We start from the raw sequence: 23,426 nt of genomic DNA, 5'->3' as shown, positions 1-23,426 counted from the left end.
CATGTCAATAATCACGACTTCCGTTCAACGGCCGGTCACCGTGTGGATGTTTATGCTCGCGGTGATCCTCTTCGGTATGGTGGGCTTCTCCCGTCTGGCGGTTATGCTGCTGCCGGACTTGAGCTACCCCACGGTGACCATACGTACCCTGTACGATGGCGCTGCACCCGTTGAAGTAGAGCAATTGGTATCCAAGCCTATCGAAGAGTCAGTGGGTACCGTAAAAGGCCTGCGTAAAATCAGCTCTGTGTCCCGCTCTGGTATGTCCGATGTCATCCTCGAATTCGAATGGGGCACAGACATGGACATGGCAAACCTGGACGTGCGGGAAAAGCTCGACATCATTGCCCTGCCGCTGGACGTGCAAAAGCCATTACTGCTGCGCTTTAACCCCAACCTCGACCCCATCATGCGTGTCGCACTGTCGCGGGAGGAAGCCAGTGGCGACGAGCTGAAACAGCTGCGTACCTACGCCGACGAAGAACTCAAACGCCAGCTCGAAGGCTTACCCGGCGTGGCAGCAGTGCGCCTGTCAGGTGGTCTGGAGCAGGAAGTGCAAATCCTGCTGAATCAGGAGCGTCTGTCGCAGCTTGATTTGGATGCCGAGCAAATTCGCAGCCGTATCGCGGCCGAAAACCTCAACGTCTCTGCCGGTAAAGTGGTTCAGGGCGATAAAGAGTATCTGGTACGCACCCTTAACCAGTTCAACTCCCTTGAGGAGCTGGGCCAGGTGGTGGTGTACCGCAATGGCCAGAGCCTGGTACGTTTGTTTGAAGTGGCCACCATCGTCGATGGCCACAAGGAGCGAAGCGATATCACCCGCATCGGTCAGCGCGAGTCCATTGAGCTTGCCATCTATAAAGAAGGTGATGCCAATACAGTGACCGTGGCGAAAAAGCTTAAGCAGGATATCGAACGCATCAACGGTAAAGATCCCCTCGCCAAGATGGAAATCATCTATGACCAGTCCGAGTTCATCGAAAGCGCCGTCAGCGAAGTCACCTCCTCAGCCTTGATTGGCTCTATTCTTGCCATGCTGGTGATTTACCTGTTCCTGCGTGACATTATTCCCACCCTGATTATTTCCATCTCTATCCCCTTTTCGGTGATAGCCACTTTTAACATGATGTATTTCGCTGATATCAGCCTCAACATCATGTCGCTCGGTGGTATTGCACTGGCGGTGGGCCTGTTGGTGGATAATGCCATTGTGGTACTGGAAAATATCGACAGATACAAGCAACAGGGATTATCGCGGATAGACGCCGCCATCAAAGGAACCCGGGAAGTGAGCGGCGCCATATTTGCCTCCACCCTGACCACACTTGCGGTGTTTGTCCCTCTGGTGTTCGTAGATGGTATTGCCGGCGCCCTCTTCTCCGATCAGGCGCTTACCGTGACCTTTGCCTTGCTCGCCTCCTTGCTGGTTGCCCTGACCTCCATTCCCATGCTCGCATCCCGCGAAGGCTTTAAGGCCCTGCCGCCACTGCTGGAGAAAGAGTCCAGAGCCAAACCTGAAGGAAAAATGGGTAAGCTCAAGCATTACAGCGCCACAGTGTTCAGCTTTCCCTTTGTTCTGCTTTTCAAATGGTTACCAGCCGCGTTATTGACCGCCGCACTGTCCTTGAGCCGCCTGTTTTCCTGGCTTATGGGCATGCTGCTAAAGCCCTTTACCTGGTTGTTTAACCTGGGATACCGCGCACTGGAAGCCAGCTACCGTCCACTGCTTGCCGCTGCACTCAAGGCCAGAGTCCTTACTCTGGTGGTTGCCCTTGGCATCACAGCCAGTGCGGGTCTTTTGCTGCCACGTCTCGGCATGGAGCTTATTCCCAACATGGATCAGGGGGAATTCTATGTGGAAATTCTGTTGCCACCCGGCACCGAAGTTGGTGAAACCGATAGGGTACTTCAGCAGTTGGCCTTCTCCATCAAAGACATGCCCGCCGTTAAACACGCCTACAGCCAGGCAGGCAGCGGCGGCTTGATGACCTCGGATGTCAGCCGTGGCGGTGAAAACTGGGGCCGATTACAGGTGGTACTTGCCGATCATGATGCTTTTGAGCAGGTAAGTGATGTGCTGCGCCATGAAATCCGTCGTATTCCTGAGCTCGAAGCCAAGGTCAAATATCCCGAACTCTTCAGCTTCCGCACCCCGCTTGAAATCGAGCTGCGCGGCTATGAGCTGGATTTGCTCAAGCAAAGCGCCGACAGTCTGGTTCGCGCACTGGGCCAGTCAGAGCGATTCGCCGACATCAATACCAGCCTGCGGGATGGTCAGCCTGAGCTTGCCATTCACTTCGACAGCAACAGGTTGGCGGCGCTGGGCATGGATGCACCCACAGTGGCCAACCGTATTGCACAGCGTATCGGTGGTACTGTTGCCAGCAAGTACAGCCTTCGGGATCGCAAAATTGATATCCTGGTGCGCGCCGAAGAAACCGAGCGAGACCAAATCAGCGATATCGGCAACATGATCATTAACCCGGACGCGGCGACCCCAATTCCGCTGTCGGCAGTGGCCGACGTCAAACTCGAACTGGGACCATCTGCCATCAACCGTATCAGCCAACAGCGCGTTGCACTGGTATCGGCTAACCTCGCCTTTGGGGATCTGGCTGAGGCGGTCACGGAAGCCCGCAGTATTCTTGCCAAACAGCAGCTGCCAGCCTCCATTCAGGCGAGTTTTGGTGGTCAGAATGAAGAAATGGAGCACTCATTCCAGTCGCTGCAAATCGCGCTGGTTCTGGCGGTGTTCCTCGTCTATCTGGTGATGGCGAGTCAGTTTGAGTCTTTCCTGCATCCGCTGCTTATCCTCTTTGCCGTGCCCATGGCCGTCAGTGGCAGCGTGTTTGGTCTTTACCTCACAGGAACACACGTGTCTGTGGTGGTGTTTATCGGCCTTATCATGCTGGCCGGGATTGTGGTAAACAATGCCATTGTACTGATTGACCGCATCAATCAGCTGCGCAGTGAAGGCGTTGAAAAACTTGAGGCTATCAGCGAGGCCGCCAAGTCGCGTTTACGCCCTATTATGATGACCACACTGACCACGGTACTTGGCCTGTTGCCCATGGCCCTTGGTCTGGGTGATGGCGCAGAGGTGCGCGCCCCAATGGCAATCACAGTGATTTTCGGTTTGGCGCTGTCTACCTTACTGACGCTGGTGTTGATTCCTGTGCTCTATGCCCTCTTTGACCGCAAAGAGTTTGTCGCCAAGACCCCAGAGACTGCGGAGGCCGGCGTATGAATATCACCAAACTCGCGGTCCGCCGCCCGGTCACCACTGTGATGTGTTTTGTCGCCATACTGCTGTTTGGTATGGCGTCTACCAGGTTGCTGCCGCTGGAACTCTTTCCCGGCATCGACATTCCTCAGGTGATGGTTCAGGTTCCTTATAAGGGTTCTACCCCCGCCGAGGTTGAGCGCGATATTACCCGGGTACTGGAAGAGTCACTTGCCACCATGAGTGGCATTGAAAAAATGACCTCAGAATCCAGTCAGGATGGTGCCTTTATCGAACTGAGTATGAAGTGGGGGGAAAATACCGCCACCAAAAGCCTGGAGGCCCGAGAAAAGGTCGATGCAGTAAGGCACCTGTTGCCAAAGGACGTTGAGCGGGTATTCATCCAGCAGTTCTCCACATCGGACATGCCCATCTTTAACCTGCGTATTTCCAGCGATCGGGAGCTCTCTGGCGCCTACGACTTGCTGGAAAAGCAACTGCGTCAGCCACTTGAACGCGTGGAAGGTGTCTCTCAGGTGACTCTCTACGGGGTGGAGCAAAAGCAAATCAGCATCAGGGTAGATGCCGACTTGCTGGCCGCTTCCGGTATATCTTCCGCCGAACTTAACCGCCGTCTACAGGCCGAAAACTTCGTGATAGCCGGTGGTACGCTGCGTCAGGACAAATCCGTCTATCAGGTTTCCCCCAAGGGTGAGTTTCGCTCCCTCAAGGAAATTGAAGATTTAGTACTCACACGCGGCGTGCGTCTTGGCGATATCGCCAGGATTAACTATGAGCTGCCTGAGCGAATCGAAGGTCGTCATCTGGATCAGCGTTATGCCGTGGGCCTGGATGTCTTTAAAGAGTCAGGTGCCAACCTGGTGGAAGTGTCTGCCCGGGTCATGCGGGTCATTGAAGAGGTAAAAGCCGATAAGCAGTTCAGCGGTATTAAGCTCTTTATCATGGAAGATCAGGCCGAAGGGGTAAAATCCTCCCTGTGGGATCTGATGATGGCAGGACTCATAGGTGCGGCCCTGTCCTTTGCCGTGCTGTATCTGTTTTTACGCAACATGGGAATGACGTTGATTGTGGTGTCTTCGGTGCCCATTTCAATCTGTATGACCCTGGCAGCCATGTATCTGCTTGGCTACAGCCTGAACATACTGTCAATGATGGGCTTGCTGCTTGCCGTGGGCATGCTCATTGATAACGCGGTCGTGGTCACCGAGAGCGTGCTGCAGGAAAAGCAAAAAGAGCTGCACGAAAGCAAAGATAAAGCCGTGCTGGCCGGGGTGGATAAGGTTGCACTGGCAGTACTTGCCGGTACCCTGACCACGGCCATCGTGTTTTTCCCCAATATTTTTGGCGCCAAGGTGCAGCTCACCATCTTCCTCGAGCACGTAGCCATCGCCATCTGTATTTCTTTGGGCGCCTCACTGCTGGTTGCCAAGACCCTTATCCCACTGATGCTGACCCGCATTCACATCCATCATGAAGACAAAACCCAGAAATCCCGGGTGCAGCGATTCTATGAAGAGAGCCTGAATTGGGTGCTGACCCACCCTAAATGGAGTACTTTTATCGCGGTGCTGATGCTGGCATCCACCGCACTGCCACTTGCGAACGTGAAGCAGGATCAGGAAGATGGCGCCAATAAGCAACGACTTTTCATTAACTATCAGATTGAAGGCCGCCACGCCCTGGCCGTTACCGAAGCGGTAGTCGCCGAGATGGAGAGCTACCTCTACGCCCACAAAGAGGAGTTTTTCATCGACTCGGTTTACAGCTACTACAATCCCGAGCGCGCCTCTTCGACCGTGCTGTTTAAAAAAGGCGCTGAGTTTGACCTCGAAGCCCTGAAGAAAAGCATGCGGGAAGGTTTTCCCAAGTTCTCCATCGCCAAGCCACAGTTCGGTTGGAGCAATGACCGTCAGGGCGTGCGCGTCACCCTGACAGGTCGCTCCACCAGCGAGCTTATACGCTTAAGCGAGGAAGCGCTGCCTATGCTGAGCGCCATTGAGGGGCTGGAAGATGTTAACTCCGAGGTCAATGGTGCACAGCAGGAAGTACTTATACGGGTTAACAGAGACATGGCAGCGCGCCTTGGTACCCAGGCCAGCGACATTGCCCGCGCCATCGCTACGGCGCTTCGCGGCCAAATGCTGAGAAGTTTTCGCCATGACCCCAGCGGGGAAATCCGCATTGAACTTGCCTACGAGAAAAGCTGGCAACAGTCCCTGGAAAAGCTCAAGCAGTTGCCGGTACTGAAAATAGACGAGCGGGTATACAGCCTGTCGTCACTGGCTGAGGTAGACATTGCGCCGCGCTTTGACACCATACGCCACTTTAATCGTAAAACGGCACTGTCCATCGGCGCCAACGTGGAAGGCATTACCACCGAAGAAGCCCAGGAGAAGATCAAGCAGGCCATGAGCCATCTGAACCTCCCCCATGGCTACGAATATTCGCTCCGGGGCGGCTTCGAGCGTCAGGATGAAGATCAGCAGATCATGGTGGTGAACATGCTGCTGGCGGTGGCAATGATTTATATCGTCATGGCCGCACTGTTTGAATCCTTGCTGCTGCCATCGGCCATCATTACCTCCATACTCTTTTCCATCACCGGGGTATTCTGGGCACTGTGGCTTACAGGTACGCCCAATGGCGTGATGGCTATGATTGGCATACTCATTCTGATGGGGATTGTGGTGAACAACGGCATAGTGCTGGTTGACCAAATCAACCAGATGACCCCCTCACTGGAAGAACTGTCTGCCACCATACATGCAGTGTGCATTACCCGTCTGCGGCCAGTGTTAATGACGGTAGGCACCACAGTGCTGGGTCTTGTGCCCCTGGCCATGGGCGATACCCAAATCGGCGGTGGTGGGCCCCCATACTACCCTATGGCCATTGCCATTATTGGTGGACTCAGCTTCTCCACTGTCACCAGTTTGTTTTTGGTTCCCTTGTGTTATCAGGCACTTTATCGCTTAAGACACAGGGCGGCCCAAGGCTTGTGGATGGCAAACAAACGTACAGACAAGTTACTGCCCTGGCTGGCAGGTAAAGCTGATTGAACCGACAAACGTCGAGGGCTGCATTCTGCGGCCCTTTTTCTTGACAACTCTGGCCAAAAACATCGCACCCGCTTCCTTGAGAGACCGCCAATCCTTGCATACACTCAGGATCCGGCGTTGTGATGGAAATGCAACCGAAATGAACAAAGTGGTGCAAAAGGAAACCCGCGCTGCTGGCACAATGCCCCGCCATCTCTTGCTCCTGTCAAAATCCCAGGAAGTAACAGATGTAAGTCGTCGCCTCGCGGCATACGGCTGGCATTGTCTGACTGCAGCCAGCGGTCATGAAGCAATTTTAAAACTGAGCGGACAGCAGTTGGGAGTCGCCGTCGCCATGCTGTGTCCCCGTGCCGATACCCTGTCTTCAGACATCGCCCTCATTCAAAGCCACTTTCCGCACTTACTCTGGATAGCCCTCACCGACGGTAAACTCGATAAGGCATGCCAGTGGTTGCTCAGCGCCCGCTTTATCGACTATCACCATTCTCCCCTTGACTGGGACAGCGTCAACAAAGCCCTGGGCCACGCCGACGGCATGGCAAAATTACTGCCGGTAAAAACCGCAGGGGTTAAAATTACCGATATTTTGGGCACACACCCCTGTATCATCCGTCTGAAACAAGACATCCAAAAACTCGCCAGTACAGACGAAACAGTACTGCTCAGCGGTGAAACCGGCACAGGCAAAGGTCTGTGTGCTAAATGGCTGCACCGAATGTCGGCAAGAGCCGATGGACCTTTTATTGCCCTTAATTGCGGCGCCTTACCCAACGGCCTTATCCAATCCACCCTGTTTGGCCACGAAAAGGGGGCCTTTACCGGCGCAGACAGACAGTATCAGGGTCACATCGAACAAGCCAAAGACGGGGTATTGTTCCTGGATGAAATCGCCGATCTGCCACTGGAGCTGCAAGTTAACCTGCTCCATTTTCTTGATGACAGACAAATCACCCGTATCGGTGGCAAGAGCCCACTGAAGATAAACTGCCGCATTATCTTTGCGACGCATCAAAACCTTGAAAAAGCGGTCGATGACGGTACGTTCCGGGAAGACCTCTACCACAGAATTAATGTGCTCAGGCTGCATGTACCCAGCCTGCGAGAGTACTGCACAGAAGTAAGGTTGATGGCTGAAGCCTTTCTTGCCCAGCTTTCCCCTCCTAATCGTTCACTGAGTTTCAGTGACAGTGCCATTGCGACCATGCGCCATTACGACTGGCCAGGTAATGTCAGAGAGCTGCAAAACCGCATACGGCGAGCAGTGATTATGGCAGAAACATCACTTATCACACCCGACGATTTAGGCCTCAGCGTTGCCATTCACGCCAAACACCGCGACCTGGTCAGTCAGCGCGATGAACTGGACGTGGAAGCGGTTCTCAAAGCAATCAGCGACCATAAACACAATATGTCTGCCGCCGCGAGGGCGTTGAATATTTCACGTTCCACCCTCTATCGATTACTGAAAAAGGAACCCGGTTAAGTGTGTCAGTGTCGCAGGTAAATGAAACAACCTGCTTCATGCATGCAACAGCTTTACCCACCATCCAATAAATTTCCCATAAAAAACAAATAGATAATTTCAGGCTCAAGTCTTGCTATGACTATGCGTGACCACGCCCATTACGCCCCCCTGTCGGCATAAGAAGACGTAACGGGTTACGCATGCATAGAAGGAGCTAAAAATGAAACTACTCTGTAAAGGAAAGATACTTCGTAGGTTCAGCGCACTGGCGCTGGGTTTCACGATGGGTATGGCCGCAACACCTGCGTTTGCGGTTCATGACGATATATTCGAATTGGAGGGTAATGCCGTACAGGATGCCGTTGCACCACCCTATGACTGGGCAACCCTGTATAACAATGGCGGTAATGATGGCGGCGATCCACTGAGATTCACCGGCATAGTCGACGATACGCCCGATGCGTCCGGAGTCGACAGCAGTATTTTCACCGGTGGTAGAAAAGACATTCAGGACATCAATGCCTGGGCTCACAAAATGGGTAGCTCACCTGATAAAGATGAAATTACCCACGCGTATGCGGCAGCCTATAACATCAATGATGACCTGGTGGTGTACTTTGGCGCCGACAGGATCTCCAACAAGGGTGATGCCTTCCTGGGATTCTGGTTCTTTAAACAGCATGTCGCTGCCTTACCAAATGGCAGTTTTGAAGGCATGCACACTAACGGCGACGTGCTGGTTCTGGCAAACTTCCCGCAATCAGTGAACGCCAGCCCCGAAATCCGTGTGGATGTGTGGGATTCAAGCTGTACCAAGGCCGCCAACAACAATCCAGCTGCCGGTGAGTGTGATGCAGCCAATCTGCGTCTGCTGTACAAAGGGGCAGCCATTTGCGGTTCTGGCTTGGGTAATGATTTGGTTTGCGCCATCACCAACGATGAGAATGGGTCATACGATCCTACCCCATCTCCATGGCCATATCAGTCTAAAAACAGCAACAATGCCAATGAGTTCCCATATGAAACCTTCTTTGAAGGTGGCATTAACCTGACTCAATTGGTCGGTGGTGACAGTTGCTTCAGCAGCTTTATGGCAGAAACCCGTTCATCCAGCGAGTTTACCGCCACGCTGAAAGACTTTGTTATCCATGACTTTGAACTTTGCAGTGTCGATATTACCAAGACCTGCAGCCAGGCTCGTGTCAATGCTACAGAAACCGGTTATGAGTATGACTTTACATACAAAGTCACCAATGACGGCGCCGGTACATTGTACAACGTTGTGGTAACCGACAACGTGGCCAATCAGACCTTTAACATCGGCACGCTGGCAAAAGGTGCGATAGCTGAAGGTGGTGGCACTTTTGAAAGTAACCTCAACGGCCTGCAAAACACTGTTACTGTAACTGCAGCAGGCACACCAAGTGCAGCCTCCACCATTTCCGATACTGGTGGGGCCGATTGCCAATCACTGAGCATTTCGCCCATGATTAATGTGACCAAAGACTGTAATTCCAACTTTGTCGAAACTGAAAATGGTGTGATTGCCAAGGTCAGCTTCTCTGGACAGGTTTGTAATACCACAGCCAATAACCTCACACTGATCAACGTAACAGTAACCGATGACTCAGGTACTCCATCCGATCCATCCGACGACGTGGATGTGCTTTCAGGTGTGACTTTAGGTGGCGGTGTATGTATGCCTTACTCAGGTGATTACGTACCTAAAGCCTTTACCTCTGCAGTAGACAAGACCTTCAGTGACACCGTCTTTGCAGTGGGACAACTGAAGATTGATGGCTCAAGTGCCTTCAGTGAAAACTCTGCCACCTGTCCTATTTGCCCAAGTAGCGACTAGCGGCTGGTCAGTCAGTGGCTTGATTGTGAACCACAAGACCTGACTCCAGAAAGAGCACAAACAAAAAGCCCGGTATCAATACCGGGCTTTTTTTTATCGGGTCACTGTCAACGGTTCTTACCTTTGCCGCCGGTGCTGCCGCCAGTGCTGGTATCACCTGTATCTGTGGTGGATGAGCTCAGCGTCACAGTCACGGTCGCGCTGGAGCTGCTGATACCATCAAACAGGGTGTAGCTGAAGCTGTCGCTGGTTTTGAACGCCTTGGCAGGAGTGTAACGTACGCTGCCATCACTCAGTACTTCCACGCTGCCTTTAGCGGCGGCAGAAACCTGCACTGTCACACTGGCACCCTGGGCTATCACGTCATTGGCCTTCACCGCGATGGTAACGGCTTGCTTGCTGCTGATGTTCACCAGGTCATTGTTGGCAACCAGCTCACTGGCAGCAGGGGCTGCAATTACCTGGTAAGTCAGGTTGGTGCTGCCTTTAACGCTGGTGTCGGCCAGTGAAGTGGCAGTCACAGGCACGTTGTAGTTACCGTCAGCACTGTTGCCGGCAGAAGTAACGGCCAGCGTCACCTGCTGACTGGCACCGGGAGCCAGAGTGACAGTGGCAGTGTTGGCCTGCCAACCACTCAGCAGGCTGGCTGCAACACGGTAATCGGTAGCGGCACAATCTGCAGAGTCACGGTTTTCAATTCTCACACTGTACTGCACAGTGTCACCGGCATTCCCGGAGGCAACGCTTTGCACAGCGGTAACGGTTGGTGCGGCTTTCAAACACTGACCAGCAGCGCTACCCAGCTGGACACTGATGTCGGCAGTGTTGCCATTGGCAGACAAGAGACTGAAAGTCACACCTGAATCCGGATCGGTAAAGCTGTCACCTATGGCCATGGCAGGATCTTTCCAGTCGTTCATGCCATATCTTTGCTTGAAGTAGGCATCAGGCTTCATGTGCAGTACGCGGCTGCGTGGCTCACCTTCGGTGACCATACGAACCAATACCCCTTCGGTCACATCGCCGCGGTACAGGGTGTAAGAGCGTGCAGCCAGGAAGCTGTCATGGGCCAGAGACTGGCGATACTCGATATAAAACCAACGCTGTTTGCCGGTGACGGGGTCGGCACCGCGGGGGATTTTCACCGCGATGGGTTGGCCGTTGCTCTGCTCATAGGCGCCCAGAGTATACACACCATCCTCCGCTGCCACAGCTACTGCACCAGACGCTGCGCTAACCCAACCCAGCTGTTCTTTTTGCTCGGCGCCGAAATAGCCCATATCTGAGTTACCCATGGTGCTGTAGCTGTCACCGTACTCAATTACGCGGCAGTTACCCGCCAGCGTACCGGCATCACAATCCCAGGCACCGGCGTGTTCCAGGCCCAGGTTGTGACCAAATTCGTGTGCAACAACGCGGGCAGGCTGAGGACCATTGATAACGGCGCGTGATGGCAGACCGGTCAGGGTGGCTGAGCCTTCAGACTGACAGGCGTCCTTGGTGGTCAGATACACATAGCGGTCATACTGGTTCAGGGGCACGCCGGCGGCAATCGCCTGTTCATTGATGGACTGCGCCAGGGTATTGGCGTTGTTGCAAACCTGGTTGGACATGGGCGCGGTGAACACACCAGCCACGGTACCGGTCAACCACAGTTGGTTATCTGAGGCCGCACGGTAGAAATCATTGACGGTGCCGAACACCATGGCATCAGCTTCGCTGACGCTCATGGGCAGATCGTTGGGGTTTTCCTGAAAGTTGACCAGAAACACCAGAGTTTTCTGCGCCCCGGTCACGGCGGCGTTTGCAGCCACAGGCACCATGGCGGCCAGTCCCATTGCGGACATCACCATCATTGACGCAACTGTCCTGCCAAACCCCTTTGAAGAAAGGCGCTGTGACTGACGGATGTGGGCGGTGCTTGCAGTAACTTGGGTCAACTTTGTCATTTTGCAACTCTTTTGGGCTATTCAAATTCTGTGTTTTTCAGGTTTCAGATAACTGATAAAACTAGAATTTGTATGTGAATAACGATGGAAGCTTTTGCGTTTCAGGACATCCTTTTTACGATTAGAAACGCTTTCCTTCACTTTTTCACCCAAACCTCTATGGATCTGTTCGGCGAGGTCATTCTATAGAGAAGCTTGTCGGCTTGTATATAGGCTGAAACCCAGTAAATTAGCGGGTTTCAGCCATTTTCTTTTAAAAACAACACATAAGATTGATTAATTTTTAATCTGGTCATACCAGACGAATTTTTGACTAATTTCCATTAAGTTAGCGATCCTGAAAATTTGATAATTGCTTTTTTTACGAGAAACATGGCTTTATTTATCCAGTGTCAATAAAAAGTCAAATGCCTGAATTTTGACACGGCAAAATGACGCTTTTCATTGCGCGCAATGAATAGGACCAGCAACAGTCATTTCATCCAAAAATATTGGGAATAGCGGGATAAATCGCCACCAACAGACGCAGCGATTTTTTGACGCATCAATGGCGCGTGCCAGCACGAGACGCAGGGGGATCTCTACTTGCGTTTAAGGTGAATTCTTGTAGCTTTAAACAGGTTTATAACAACAGGGATATACAGATGAACAAACTGCCACTGATCCTGCTGCTGTGCTGTAGCGCAGCCATGTCCGCCGACGATAAATTTGCTGCCGTGGAAATCAAAAGTACTCACCTCAATGGCAGCGCCTGGTTGTTTGAAGGCGCCGGTGGGAATATAGGCGTCAGCAGCGGCGAAGACGGCCTGCTGATCATTGATGATCAGTTCGCCCCCTTGGCAGACAAGATAACTGCGGCCCTCGCGCAAACGCCGGGTGCCAAAAAAGCCGCTATGCCCAGATACATCATCAACACCCATTATCATGGCGATCACACCGGAGGAAATGCACACTTCGCAGACCATGGCACTGTCATGGCCCATGATAACGTCCTGCAACGACTGCAAAAGGACGACAAGTTCCCTAGCGCAGGTTTGCCGGTCATTACCTACGACAAGGGCATCAATATTCGATTTAACGGTGACAACCTGAAAGTAACCCATCTGGGCCCCGGCCACACCGACGGCGACAGTGTCGTGCTTTGGCAGGCTGCCAACGTTATTCACATGGGCGATCTCTTTTTTAAAGACAGATTTCCCTACATTGACCTTAAGGGTGGTGGCGACGTGATAGGCTATCGCGACAATGTGGCTACGGTGCTGCAGATGATCGGGGACGACACCAAAGTCATCCCGGGGCATGGTGAGCTTGCCACCAAGGATGATTTGTTAAAGTTTAAACACATGCTTGATTACAGTATCAACTGGGCCAAGGAAGCCCACCGCGAGGGCAAAAGCCTCGAACAAATGACCTCCGAAGGCCTGGGCGAAAAATATCAAAGCTGGAGTTGGTCGTTCATCAATGAAGAAAAATGGATTGCCACGCTTTATGAGGGGCTTAAGTCCGCTTAAGCTGATTGCGGCAGCGCCTTGATGCCCTGCCGCTCATCCCGCCGAGTACAAGGAACTGAGTACCATGAAAACCACAGTACAAACCCTGATTGACGCCCCTATTGCCATTGTGTGGCAAGCCTGGACAACCCCCAGCCATATTTGCCAATGGAATTTTGCGGCCGACAGCTGGTGCTGCCCCGCAGCAGAAATCGATCTGCGTGAAGGGGGCACATTCAGTTATCGGATGCAGGCCCGTGACGGCTCCATGGGCTTTGATTTTAGCGGCACCTTCACCAATCTTATCCCCGGCAGCGCCCTGACGTTTGTGATGGAAGATGGTCGCGAAGTACAGGTGATCCTGCGTCAAACCAAGGAAGGCGTGCTGCTGGAGGAAACCTTCGACAATGAGGACCAACATACCGCTGAGCAGCAGCGCCAGGGCTGGCAGGCTATCCTGGACAACTTTAAGCAACACGTAGAGTCCCTTCGCAGCTGATAAGGGCCGCAGATAAGGCGTCAACAAGGAGGCAAACATGAACAGGCAAGGTGGTTGCCACTGCGGCAACATTCGTTATCAGCTCAGCGCAGAGCCCTTTGATGCCGACTATTGCCATTGTCTGGATTGCCAAAAGACCTCAGGCGCCCCGTTTGGCGCCTGGATGGACTTTAAGGCGGAGCAGGTCAGCTGGCTTGCTGGTGAGGTAAAAGAATACGCCTCATCGGACAATATCCGCCGTGGATTTTGTCCTGAATGTGGCTGCACCCTGACTTATCGCAGCACCCAATATCCCGACTATCTGACCCTCAGCATCTGCTCTCTGGACGACGCGTCGGGCATCTCACCCAAGTACCACATCCATACCCAAAGCCGGCAGCCATGGCTGACTATCCAGGACAATCTGCCGCGCTTTATCAGATCCCGCTCACAAGGCTAGTGGTTATAGTGGCGTATTGAGAATAGTGGCGTATTGAGAATAGTGGCGTCTTTAGAATAGAAACAATCTGGCAAGAGGCGTGGCCCTGCTGAAATCGCCGCAGGGCTGGCATAGGTGTTAAATGACGATGCGATTAGTCGCTCAGGACTTTGACAGACCGGCAGTCAGGTTAAAACGCATGGCTTCTTCAAAGCTCCAGTCAACCTTGATAAGGTCTTCACGCTTAACCAGGGTAGTGACACCGGCCATTTGATAGGAAAGCTGAAACAGCACGGGCACCCAGTCGCCGTCCCCCAGCGCCTGTGATACAGGCTCAGGCGCTTTATCAGTCATGATAAAGCCCACCACGTATCCGCCATTGGCCTGTTTGACCAGTACCACCTGCTGATCCTTTGGCTTGCCATCACGGTTCATCAAAGACGCTATGTCTCTGATACTGCCATACACAGACTTAAACAGTGGAAAGCGCATCAGCGCGCGCTCAACCTTGCCCCATATCCATTGGATGGGGCTGACGGAAAACAGCAAGCCGGCAGAGAATACCAGGGCTATCACCAGCAAGAAGCCCTCACCCACAAACAGCTTGGGTAAGCCCACCAACTCCAGCAGCAAGACACCCAACTCATCCAGCGACACGAATAGCGACCAGAAAAGCCACAGGCTAAGTGCCATGGGCAATACGTTCATCAGTCCACGGGTCAGAGTGGTTTTCATTATTTCCTCGATTAACGCAGTGGCTTTGGGGCAGGATGCCCCTGAAATTGTCCGCTATGGTATCACAGCCGTTGACTCTGGCTATCCGTGCCTCACTCCTTTTCGTTACCGGTGCAAATACCACGGTTTTTATTGAGCCAACGGGTATCGACAATACGCCATCAGTGCCGATGTCCAGGCGGATCAGAGACACAAAAAAGCCGGGGGAACCCGGCTTTTAAAGATGGCAACAGCAGAGACATCAGAGGTTAATGTCTTTTTCCATGTCCTCGTAGGAGGTATGGCGCACATCCTTGCCCTTCACGTAGTAGATGATGTACTCGCAGATGTTCTTACAGCGGTCCCCTACTCTCTCCACCGCGCGGGCGGCCCAGAGCACATCCAGTACTCCCGGAATTGAACGGGGGTCTTCCATCATGTAGGTCATCAGCTGACGAATGATGCCCTCGTACTCCTTATCCAGACGGGCATCTTCTCGGTGCAGCTCCAGGGCCGACTCCACATCCATCCGCGCCAGCGCATCCAGCGTGGAATGCAGCATGCGGGTGGCATGGCGTCCCATGGACTCAATGCTCACCAGCAGCGGTTGCTGGTTGTTGTTACGCTTCTCCAGTGCGGCCTTGGCAATACGCACCGAGGCATCACCGATACGTTCAAGGTCGGCAATGGTCTTGGAGATGGCAATGATGAGACGCAGATCGCTCGCCGCGGGCTGACGCTTGGCAATGATACGGGTGCACTCTTCGTCGATGGACACCTCCATGCCGTTGACCTTGTGGTCGCCATCGATCACGCGCTTGGCGAGCTCGGCATCCAAGCCACCGAGGGCATCCAGTGCCTGCTCCAGCTGACGCTCTACCAGACCACCCATGGCCAGAACCCGGTTACGGATGTCGTCCAGCTCGGCATTGAACTGACCGGAAATGTGCTTATTGGTACTCAGTTTATCCATGTGAATTCAAACGCCTCTTGCTGTTAACCGTAACGGCCTGTGATGTAGTCTTCTGTTTTGCGCTGGGATGGCGTGGTGAAGATGGTGTTGGTATCGGCATATTCCACCAGCTCGCCCATATACATAAAGGCCGTTTGATCAGATACCCGCGCGGCCTGCTGCATGTTGTGGGTAACGATAACCACAGTGTATTTGGCCTTAAGCTCGGTGATGAGCTCTTCAATGGTCAGGGTCGAGATGGGATCCAGGGCCGAGGTAGGCTCATCGAGCAGCAGCACTTCGGGCTCAATGGCAATGGCGCGGGCAATCACCAGACGCTGCTGCTGACCACCTGAAAGACCAAAGGCATTGTCATGCAGACGGTCTTTCACTTCATCCCAAATGGCAGCGCCGCGCAGCGAGCGCTCACAGGCTTCATCCAGCTCACGACGGTTGTTAATGCCCTGCAGGCGCAGGCCATACACCACGTTCTCGTAGATGGACTTGGGGAAAGGATTGGGGCGCTGGAACACCATGCCCACGTTACGGCGCAGCGCCGCCACATCCACCGCCTTGTCGTAGATATTCTGCTCATGCAGGCGAATTTCACCTGTGATATTGCAGTTATCCACCAGGTCGTTCATGCGGTTAATGCAGCGCAGCAGGGTCGATTTACCGCAGCCGCTGGGACCGATAAAGGCAGTAACGCGCTTTTTCGGGATCTTCATGGACACATCAAACAGGGCCTGCTTGGTGCCATAGTGCAAATTGAGGTTTTGGATCTCCAGAGCCGTCTCCGACGCGGGCAGATTGGCCAAATCCAGGGTTTCGGTCTTCATTACAGTGCTGTCTATCGAAATCATATTCTGTACCAATTCTCAGGATAATCGTCGGATTATCAATGCTCAAGGGAGCGATATTTTTCACGCAGGTGGTTACGTACACTGATGGCGGTCAGGTTCAGCGCCACAATCACGGACACCAGCAGGAAGGAGGTGGCGTACACCAACGGACGGGCCGCCTCCACGTTGGGGCTCTGGAAGCCCACGTCGTAAATATGGAACCCGAGGTGCATGAACTTACGGTCCAGGTGCACAAAGGGGAAGTTCATGTCGATGGGCAGCGTTGGCGCAAGCTTGACTACACCCACCAGCATCAGCGGCGCCACTTCACCGGCGGCACGTGCGACTGCCAGGATAAGGCCCGTCATAATCGCAGGGCTCGCCATGGGGATCACAATCCGCCACAGGGTCTCAGCCTTGGTGGCGCCCAGCGCCAAACTGCCCTGTCGCACTGCGCTTGGAATACGCGACAAACCTTCCTCGGTGGACACAATCACCACCGGCAGGGTAAGAATGGCAAGCGTCAGCGCCGACCAAATCACACCGGGCGAACCAAAGGTGGGCGACGGCAGCGCTTCGGGGTAAAACAGCTGGTCGATGGAGCCCCCCAGCATGTACACAAAGAAGCCCAGACCGAACACGCCGTACACAATCGACGGCACGCCGGCAAGGTTAATCACGGCAATGCGGATAATCTTGGTAAGCGGGCCTTTTTTGGCATATTCGTGCAGGTAAATGGCGGCAATCACCCCGAATGGCGTCACGATTACGGCCATCAGCAGCACCATAAACACGGTGCCGAAGATTGCCGGGAAGACACCGCCTTCGGTGTTGGCCTCGCGGGGATCGGCGCTGACAAAGTTCGCCACACCGGCGAACCAGTGACCAATCTTGCCAACGAAGCCGAGACGATTTGCATAGGCCACGTCCAGCACGCTATCGAGCTTGAGCACCACTTCTTCACCGCGCATGTCTCGAATAATCACGCTGTCGCGGGCCGCTTCATCACGCAGGGCAAAGAGTTCTTTTTCCAGCACCAGATAGTCGGCTTCAAGCTTTTGACGGGCCGCTTCAAACTCCTGCTTTTTGCTGTCGCTGAGCTCACCGTCCAGTTCGGCGCGGCGCGCTTTCAGACGCAGGCGTTCCAGCTCGTAGTTGATGGCGCCGATATCACGCTTTTGCAGTGTCATCGCCTTGTCGGCAATGCTCACCGCACGAGCAATATGCTCTTCCAGTGAGTGCTGCACGTCGGTAAGTTCCAGACGCTTGCCATCTTCAATCACCGCCAGCGGATAACCATAGAAGTTACCGTTTTTGGTGCGCTCGATTTTGGCAATGCCTTCGGGAGTAGTGCGCGAGACGATGTCAGTCTCCAAAATCCAGCGGAAATCCAGCCCCACGAATTCACGGTTCCCGGTTTTCACCAGATAACGGGTGACGAACTCGCCGGGAGGCTCGGCAAACTCCACACCGGCGGTGATAAGGCGCTCAGTGGGCACGGCTTCACTATCATAAATTTCGCCAATCAGGGTGGACTCCACCCCTTTGGCATCGCGCAGTTTCCACTCGTAGATGTCAGCTGGCCAGAAATACGACAGACCGCGCCAGGCGATAAGGAGCAAGAGGCCCAGCACGGCGATAAGGCTGATGCTCACCGCGCCGCCAGTCATCCAAATCCAGGGGGAACCCGATTTAAACCACTTACCCATTGTGCTTTCCCCAATTCATTTCAATGCATTCCATCAGAACAATTCCTGCTTATCAGAGCGTCATTACAGCGAGCTGTAACGCTCACGGAGGCGTTGACGAACCACCTCGGCAATCGTGTTGAAAATAAAGGTGAAGATAAAGAGCACAAAGGCCGCGAGGAACAGCACCCGATAGTGGCTGCTGCCAATAGCCGACTCCGGCATTTCAACGGCAATGTTGGCCGCGAGGGTTCGCATACCTTCAAATACGCTCCATTCCATAATGGCGGTGTTACCCGTTGCCATCAGCACAATCATGGTTTCACCCACGGCGCGACCAAGGCCCATCATAATGGCGGAGAAAATACCCGGGCTTGCGGTCAGAAGCACCACCCGTGTCAGGGTTTGCCAGGTGGTAGCCCCCAGCGCCAGACTGCCATTGGACAGATGACGGGGCACCGAGAAGATGGCGTCTTCGGCAATGGAGAAGATAGTTGGAATAACCGCAAAGCCCATGGCAATGCCCACTACCAAAGCGTTACGCTGGTCAAAGGTGATGCCAAGCTCGTTGGTGATGAACTGACGGGTATCCCCGTGGAAGAACATCACTTCGATGCTGGGGCTGATGGCAAAGGACAGATAGCCCACGGCACAAATAACCGGTACCAACATCAATTCCTGATAGGTTTCAGGCAGGCGTTGCTTCCAGCGGCCGGGCAACTTGCTCCAGCCATAGGCACTCAGGAGAATGGATACAGGTAACAGTATCAGCAGGGCCAGAATGCCGGGTAAATGCTCTTCCACCAGGGGGGCCAGCCACAGACCGGCCAAAAAGCCCAGAATAACCGTTGGCAAAGCTTCCATAATTTCAATGGTGGGTTTGACTATGCCACGCACCTTGGGCGACATGAAATACGCCGTGTAGATGGCACCGGCAATGGCAATGGGCACAGCAAACAACATGGCATAGAGCGCAGCCTTCATGGTGCCGAATGCCAATGGCATCAGGCTGAGCTTGGCCTCAAAGTCATCGGAACCCGAGGTGGACTGCCACACAAACTTGGGCTCTGGATAGCCTTCGTACCACACCTTGTTCCACAGGGCGCTCCAGCTCACCTCCGGATGTGAGTTACTCACATCAAACAGATGCAGCTTATTACCTGCATCCACGACCAAGCCATTGGCACGGGGACTGAAACCCAGCGCCTGTGGCTTGGCAATATCAAAGGTCTCGCTCAAAAGCTCACGTTCACTGGTGGTATAAAGCAGCGCCAAACGACCGTCGGCGGTAATGGTGGCAAAGCTCTTGCGATAAAACTCGCTGCCAATCGCCTGAATGTTGCCAAGGCCATTGAAGTCGCGGATTTCACGGTACAGGCGCCCCTTGTCGCTGCTGACCTGGAAATACTGCACCACGTCGCCACTGTCGTAAGACAGCAGCAGTGAACTGGCGCCGGCAAGTAAAGACACACTGGTGAGCTGCTGTTTGGCACGGCCCGCATCTATCACCTGCAGCAGCGAAGGCGATTCGGCATCACGGATGTCGTACACAAAAATTTTGTTACCGCCGCGCAGCATCAGCTGACGCTGATCGGGAGTCATCAATTGCTGATCAACCCTGGAAGGGGCATCCACGAGCGGGGCACTCACGCGGCTCCACTCAACCTCTTCGGTCATCATGTTCACTTCGCCTTCGAGGCGGGTAAGCTGCCAGCGGCCCTCGGCATCTTTATAGGCCACACTCACCTGCTCACTGCTGCGGGCATAGGCAAACTGGGCAATGGCGTCACCTGACTCACTCACCAGAATCTCGCCGTCCTGGCTCAGCTGACGCAGTTTAGGGGTAATAAGGCGGCGGTTGTCCGGGTAGGTCACACCAAACTCGACACGGTACAGGCGCAGTTCTCCGTTGGAGAGGCCCAGTGCATAGCTTTGCTCATAGGGCATGCCGGCATAGGCGCCGCTGACGCTGACACCGTCGGGAAAGGTTGGCACAAACGTATCGGCCAGCTCACCGCTTACACGATAGAAAGCAACACTGCCATCGGTGGCCACACGGTAGAGAATTTCATTTTGCTCATCACTGCCCACCATCAGGGCGGGAGCAGTTGACGCATCATAGGCAACAGAGACACGCTCAGTCACTTCGGCGCTGTCAAAAATGGGCTTCACCACATAAAGCAGATAGAAGAAGATCAGCAAAAGGGCGACAAACACCATCACGCCACCTACGCTGACGCCAATGGCTGTCGCCTTGTCCTTGAGGGCGCGTCGCCCCGTGCCCCTGCCTGCCAGTATGCTGCTGGCAGCCATTTCAGGCTTAGTGACCTGAATTTCCATTCATAACCTCTGATTGATTGGCCTGAGCTCTTTTCGCTGGGCAGCGCCGATTTGCTGTGCTAACAATTAATCATCGGAACGACCCAACCTGGAATGGCGGCCATTATATGACGTCAATATGACAGTTGTGTTACGACCATAGATGCAAGCCGCCAAAAGATCATCTGCCACTCTGTCTTTATTTTGTAGCAAACACAAGGAGTAAGCGCGCAATGCTGAGATACCTCATCACACTGCAGGCCCCGGACAGAACCGGATTGGTTGAGCAGATTGCCCATGCGGTGAGTCGCCATGGCGGCAACTGGCTGGATTCAGAGCTGCGCCATATCGACGGTATTTTTGCCGCCATCATAGTGCTGGAGATCCCGTCCGATAATTGGGACCCGCTGATAGAAACCCTCGAATGCATCGATGGCCTGACCCTCACCCACGCCAGTACACGGGCGGGCAAACCACCGGCCTTCAAACGAAGTTACAGCCTGGTAGCTTACGACAGACCCGGATTGGTGCTCGATATATCAAATAAAATCAATGCCCTTGGCATTAATATTGAGCAGTTTTCCAGCCAATTTGAAAGTGCCAGCCACACGGGTGTCGCCCTGTTTCGCGCGACCTTTGTGCTGGGAATGGATGACATCGCCAAACAGGAACTGCTGACCGAATCCCTTTACCGCATCGGCGATGATGTGGTGCTGGACCCCGTCAGCAACTGAGCAGGCCTAGGTCACCTTTTGGTGCCTTGATTTCACCAGATACCTTAAGGGTATCTGGCTGATCAGCATACCAAAGAGCATCAGTCCGCAGCCAAACAAGGCCCTCGGCCCCAACGTTTCATCGAGAAACAGCATACCGCCAATGGCGGCAAATACGGTTTCAAGACTCAAAATAATGGCGGCGTGGGCAGGATGGGCATGTTTTTGCGCCAGCACCTGCAGGGTATACGCGACTCCCACCGAGATAAGGCCTGCGTAGGCCAGTGATCCCCAGGCTGCCTGCACACCGGCCAGCGTGGTGGTTTCCATCATTAAGGACACCACAAAACTTGCCAGCGCGCACACCAGGAATTGGCCACAGGCCAGCACCACAGGCGCTATGCGGGTGGCGTAGTGATCCACTGCCAGTATATGCATGGCCCAAAAGAGTGCGCCGACAAGCTGCAGACCATCACCAAAGGAGATACTGAAATCCTCACCCACACTTAAAAAATACAACCCCACCACAGCAATGGCGCAGCCAAGCCAGGTATTGAGACCCGTACTGTGCTTCAGCATGATCCCCAGTACCGGCACCAGCACGATATAAAGGCCCGTGATAAATCCGGCGTTGGCTGCGGTGGTATGCAGCAGCCCAACCTGCTGAAACGATGCTGCGATAAACAAAATGCCACCACAGCCAAGGGAACCGACCAGCGCCCGGCGCCAAAAACCAGTCTCACCCGCCCCTTTTACCCGGCCTTTAGTCTTTAAAAACCAAATCAATGGCAGCAGACTCATCGCGCCGATAACAAAACGCAACCCATTGAATGCAAAAGGCTCAAGGCTTTCCATTCCCAATCGCTGCGCCACAAAGCCAAAGCCCCAAATAGCCGCCGCCAACAATAACATCAGATTGGCCAATTTCTCCCCCCGGCACTCAATATCCACAAACAGATTCAACAAGGTCCATCATCAGGCCCGCGCCGAACCAATCTGGCAGCAGGCGCGCTATTCTGACCCCATGCCAGCCGTTTTACAACGCCAACCAGGCATTTTCAAAAACACCCTGTGCAAAATAAAAAACGGCGCCCATGTCGGTCATGACAACCGGGGCGCCAAACAGCATAAGCACATAAAAGCCCTCATCCATGAGGGATAAGCAACAAACCTATTTCATGTGGCAGCACCAACACTGCCCACCTATTCGGAGTTAACAGCCCCCTTAATTACAATTCCTGCAGACCAGGCAAGGCAGCCTGTTCACCGGGTGCCCACAGCCAAGCTGCACCCCGTACCCCTGAGGACGCTCCATGATGGTTTTTCACCACCTTGGTGGCACACTCGCCGCCCAACACGTACTTGGGCAGCAAGGCGGGCAGATACTCGTAAATCTCATCGATATTGGACACACCGCCGCCAAGGACTATCACGTCCGGGTCGAGCAGATTGATAACGTGCGCCAGCGCTCTGGCCAAACGGTCGATAAAGCGGCCAAAGGCGGCTTCAGCCAAGGGTTCGCCCTTGCCCATCAGCGCCACAATTTCAATACCGCTTGCCGCCTCGCCACCATGGGCACGAAAGTCCCGCACAAAGCCTGTGCCCGAAACAAAGGTTTCGATGCAATCGGCGTTGCCGCAGAAGCAGCGGGTGGAGTTAAACTCATCTGCCGTCATCCACGGCAGCGGGTTATGGCCCCATTCACCGCCAATGCCGTTACCACCGCCATGTACCTTGTGGTTAATCGCAATACCTGCGCCGCAGCCGGTGCCCAGAATGGCACCAAATACCAGGGTTTTACCGGCGCCGCCGCCATCCACAGACTCAGACACTGCAAAGCAATTGGCATCGTTGGCAATACGCACCTCCCGGCCCAGCATGGCACCGAGATCCTTATCCATCGGCTGTCCATTCAGCCACACGGCATTGGAGTTCTTTACCCTGCCGGTGACCGCAGACACCACACCGGGAATACCAATCCCGACACTGGACACCTGTCCGGTTTCCTTTTCAGAGTCATGCACCAGGCCAGCAACCGCCTCGAGGGTCGCACGGTAGTCCTTGGGCGTAGGTACACGCTTGCGAAATACCTCCTCCCCCTTTTCATTCAAGGTCACCAATTCAATCTTGGTGCCGCCCAAATCAATCCCAGAGCGATACATCTCATTCTCCATGTTGATGGTGTTTTTCATCTCAGCGCGGCATGTCGCGGTCAT

The 23,426-nt window shown here is 53.9% G+C and carries 16 protein-coding genes; 8 read left to right on the top strand and 8 right to left on the bottom strand.

Features of this window, described 5'->3' with window-relative positions; all coding sequences use genetic code 11:
* Position 1: 1 nt before the first annotated feature.
* The 4 genes from SAMA_RS07395 (at position 2) to SAMA_RS07380 (ending at position 9,626) form a co-directional block, all read left to right on the top strand.
* Complete coding sequence (locus tag SAMA_RS07395; protein ID WP_011759535.1) at positions 2 to 3,247, top strand: efflux RND transporter permease subunit; 3,246 nt, start codon at positions 2 to 4, stop codon at positions 3,245 to 3,247.
* Complete coding sequence (locus tag SAMA_RS07390) at positions 3,244 to 6,303, top strand: efflux RND transporter permease subunit (protein WP_011759534.1); 3,060 nt, start codon at positions 3,244 to 3,246, stop codon at positions 6,301 to 6,303. Before SAMA_RS07395 ends, SAMA_RS07390 begins: the two co-directional genes overlap by 4 nt.
* A gap of 139 nt (positions 6,304 to 6,442) precedes the next feature.
* The gene (locus SAMA_RS07385; RefSeq protein WP_011759533.1) at positions 6,443 to 7,786 is read left to right on the top strand and encodes a sigma-54-dependent transcriptional regulator; all 1,344 of its coding nucleotides are present in this window, start codon (positions 6,443 to 6,445) and stop codon (positions 7,784 to 7,786) included.
* Positions 7,787 to 7,988: 202 nt separating this feature from the next.
* Positions 7,989 to 9,626 carry a DUF11 domain-containing protein gene (locus tag SAMA_RS07380; RefSeq protein ID WP_011759532.1) on the top strand — a complete coding sequence of 546 codons (1,638 nt, stop codon included), beginning with the start codon at positions 7,989 to 7,991 and terminating at the stop codon, positions 9,624 to 9,626.
* Positions 9,627 to 9,733: 107 nt separating this feature from the next.
* On the opposite strand, the gene SAMA_RS07375 is transcribed toward SAMA_RS07380, so the two are convergent.
* The gene (locus tag SAMA_RS07375; RefSeq protein WP_011759531.1) at positions 9,734 to 11,482 is read right to left on the bottom strand and encodes an Ig-like domain-containing protein; all 1,749 of its coding nucleotides are present in this window, start codon (positions 11,480 to 11,482) and stop codon (positions 9,734 to 9,736) included.
* Between the two features lie 737 nt (positions 11,483 to 12,219).
* Here SAMA_RS07375 and SAMA_RS07370 point away from each other — a divergent pair.
* From SAMA_RS07370 to SAMA_RS07360, 3 genes are all read left to right on the top strand, one after another.
* Positions 12,220 to 13,086: an MBL fold metallo-hydrolase gene (locus tag SAMA_RS07370; protein ID WP_011759530.1), complete on the top strand. Its 867-nt coding sequence runs from the start codon at positions 12,220 to 12,222 to the stop codon at positions 13,084 to 13,086.
* A 64-nt stretch (positions 13,087 to 13,150) separates the two neighbouring features.
* On the top strand, positions 13,151 to 13,564 hold the full coding sequence (locus SAMA_RS07365) for an SRPBCC family protein (RefSeq protein WP_011759529.1): 414 nt from the start codon (positions 13,151 to 13,153) through the stop codon (positions 13,562 to 13,564).
* Positions 13,565 to 13,601: 37 nt separating this feature from the next.
* On the top strand, positions 13,602 to 14,003 hold the full coding sequence (locus SAMA_RS07360; RefSeq protein WP_011759528.1) for a GFA family protein: 402 nt from the start codon (positions 13,602 to 13,604) through the stop codon (positions 14,001 to 14,003).
* A 141-nt stretch (positions 14,004 to 14,144) separates the two neighbouring features.
* On the opposite strand, the gene SAMA_RS07355 is transcribed toward SAMA_RS07360, so the two are convergent.
* From SAMA_RS07355 to SAMA_RS07335, 5 genes are all read right to left on the bottom strand, one after another.
* Complete coding sequence (locus SAMA_RS07355) at positions 14,145 to 14,717, bottom strand: DUF502 domain-containing protein (RefSeq protein ID WP_011759527.1); 573 nt, start codon at positions 14,715 to 14,717, stop codon at positions 14,145 to 14,147.
* A 241-nt stretch (positions 14,718 to 14,958) separates the two neighbouring features.
* Positions 14,959 to 15,669 carry a phosphate signaling complex protein PhoU gene (phoU, locus tag SAMA_RS07350; RefSeq protein ID WP_011759526.1) on the bottom strand — a complete coding sequence of 237 codons (711 nt, stop codon included), beginning with the start codon at positions 15,667 to 15,669 and terminating at the stop codon, positions 14,959 to 14,961.
* 23 nt (positions 15,670 to 15,692) lie between these two features.
* Complete coding sequence (gene pstB / locus SAMA_RS07345) at positions 15,693 to 16,511, bottom strand: phosphate ABC transporter ATP-binding protein PstB (protein WP_011759525.1); 819 nt, start codon at positions 16,509 to 16,511, stop codon at positions 15,693 to 15,695.
* Between the two features lie 35 nt (positions 16,512 to 16,546).
* Positions 16,547 to 18,199, bottom strand: a complete 1,653-nt coding sequence (pstA, locus tag SAMA_RS07340; RefSeq protein ID WP_011759524.1) for a phosphate ABC transporter permease PstA — start codon at positions 18,197 to 18,199, stop codon at positions 16,547 to 16,549.
* Between the two features lie 63 nt (positions 18,200 to 18,262).
* Positions 18,263 to 20,518 carry an ABC transporter permease subunit gene (locus tag SAMA_RS07335; RefSeq protein ID WP_011759523.1) on the bottom strand — a complete coding sequence of 752 codons (2,256 nt, stop codon included), beginning with the start codon at positions 20,516 to 20,518 and terminating at the stop codon, positions 18,263 to 18,265.
* A gap of 212 nt (positions 20,519 to 20,730) precedes the next feature.
* On the opposite strand from SAMA_RS07335, the gene SAMA_RS07330 reads away from it, so the two are divergent.
* Positions 20,731 to 21,231 carry a glycine cleavage system protein R gene (locus tag SAMA_RS07330; protein WP_011759522.1) on the top strand — a complete coding sequence of 167 codons (501 nt, stop codon included), beginning with the start codon at positions 20,731 to 20,733 and terminating at the stop codon, positions 21,229 to 21,231.
* Positions 21,232 to 21,237: 6 nt separating this feature from the next.
* Here SAMA_RS07330 and SAMA_RS07325 read toward each other — a convergent pair whose 3' ends face one another.
* Together SAMA_RS07325 and mak are read right to left on the bottom strand one after the other, a co-directional pair.
* Positions 21,238 to 22,122, bottom strand: coding sequence for a DMT family transporter (locus SAMA_RS07325; protein WP_041410222.1), 885 nt, complete (start codon positions 22,120 to 22,122; stop codon positions 21,238 to 21,240).
* 317 nt (positions 22,123 to 22,439) lie between these two features.
* Positions 22,440 to 23,372 (bottom strand): fructokinase, encoded by a 933-nt coding sequence (gene mak / locus SAMA_RS07320; RefSeq protein WP_011759520.1) that lies wholly within the window; start codon positions 23,370 to 23,372, stop codon positions 22,440 to 22,442.
* Between the last annotated feature and the right edge of the window lie 54 nt (positions 23,373 to 23,426).

Source organism: Shewanella amazonensis SB2B, from assembly GCF_000015245.1.
GTDB lineage: Bacteria > Pseudomonadota > Gammaproteobacteria > Enterobacterales > Shewanellaceae > Shewanella > Shewanella amazonensis.
This window is presented reverse-complemented; position numbering and strand designations above follow the sequence as displayed.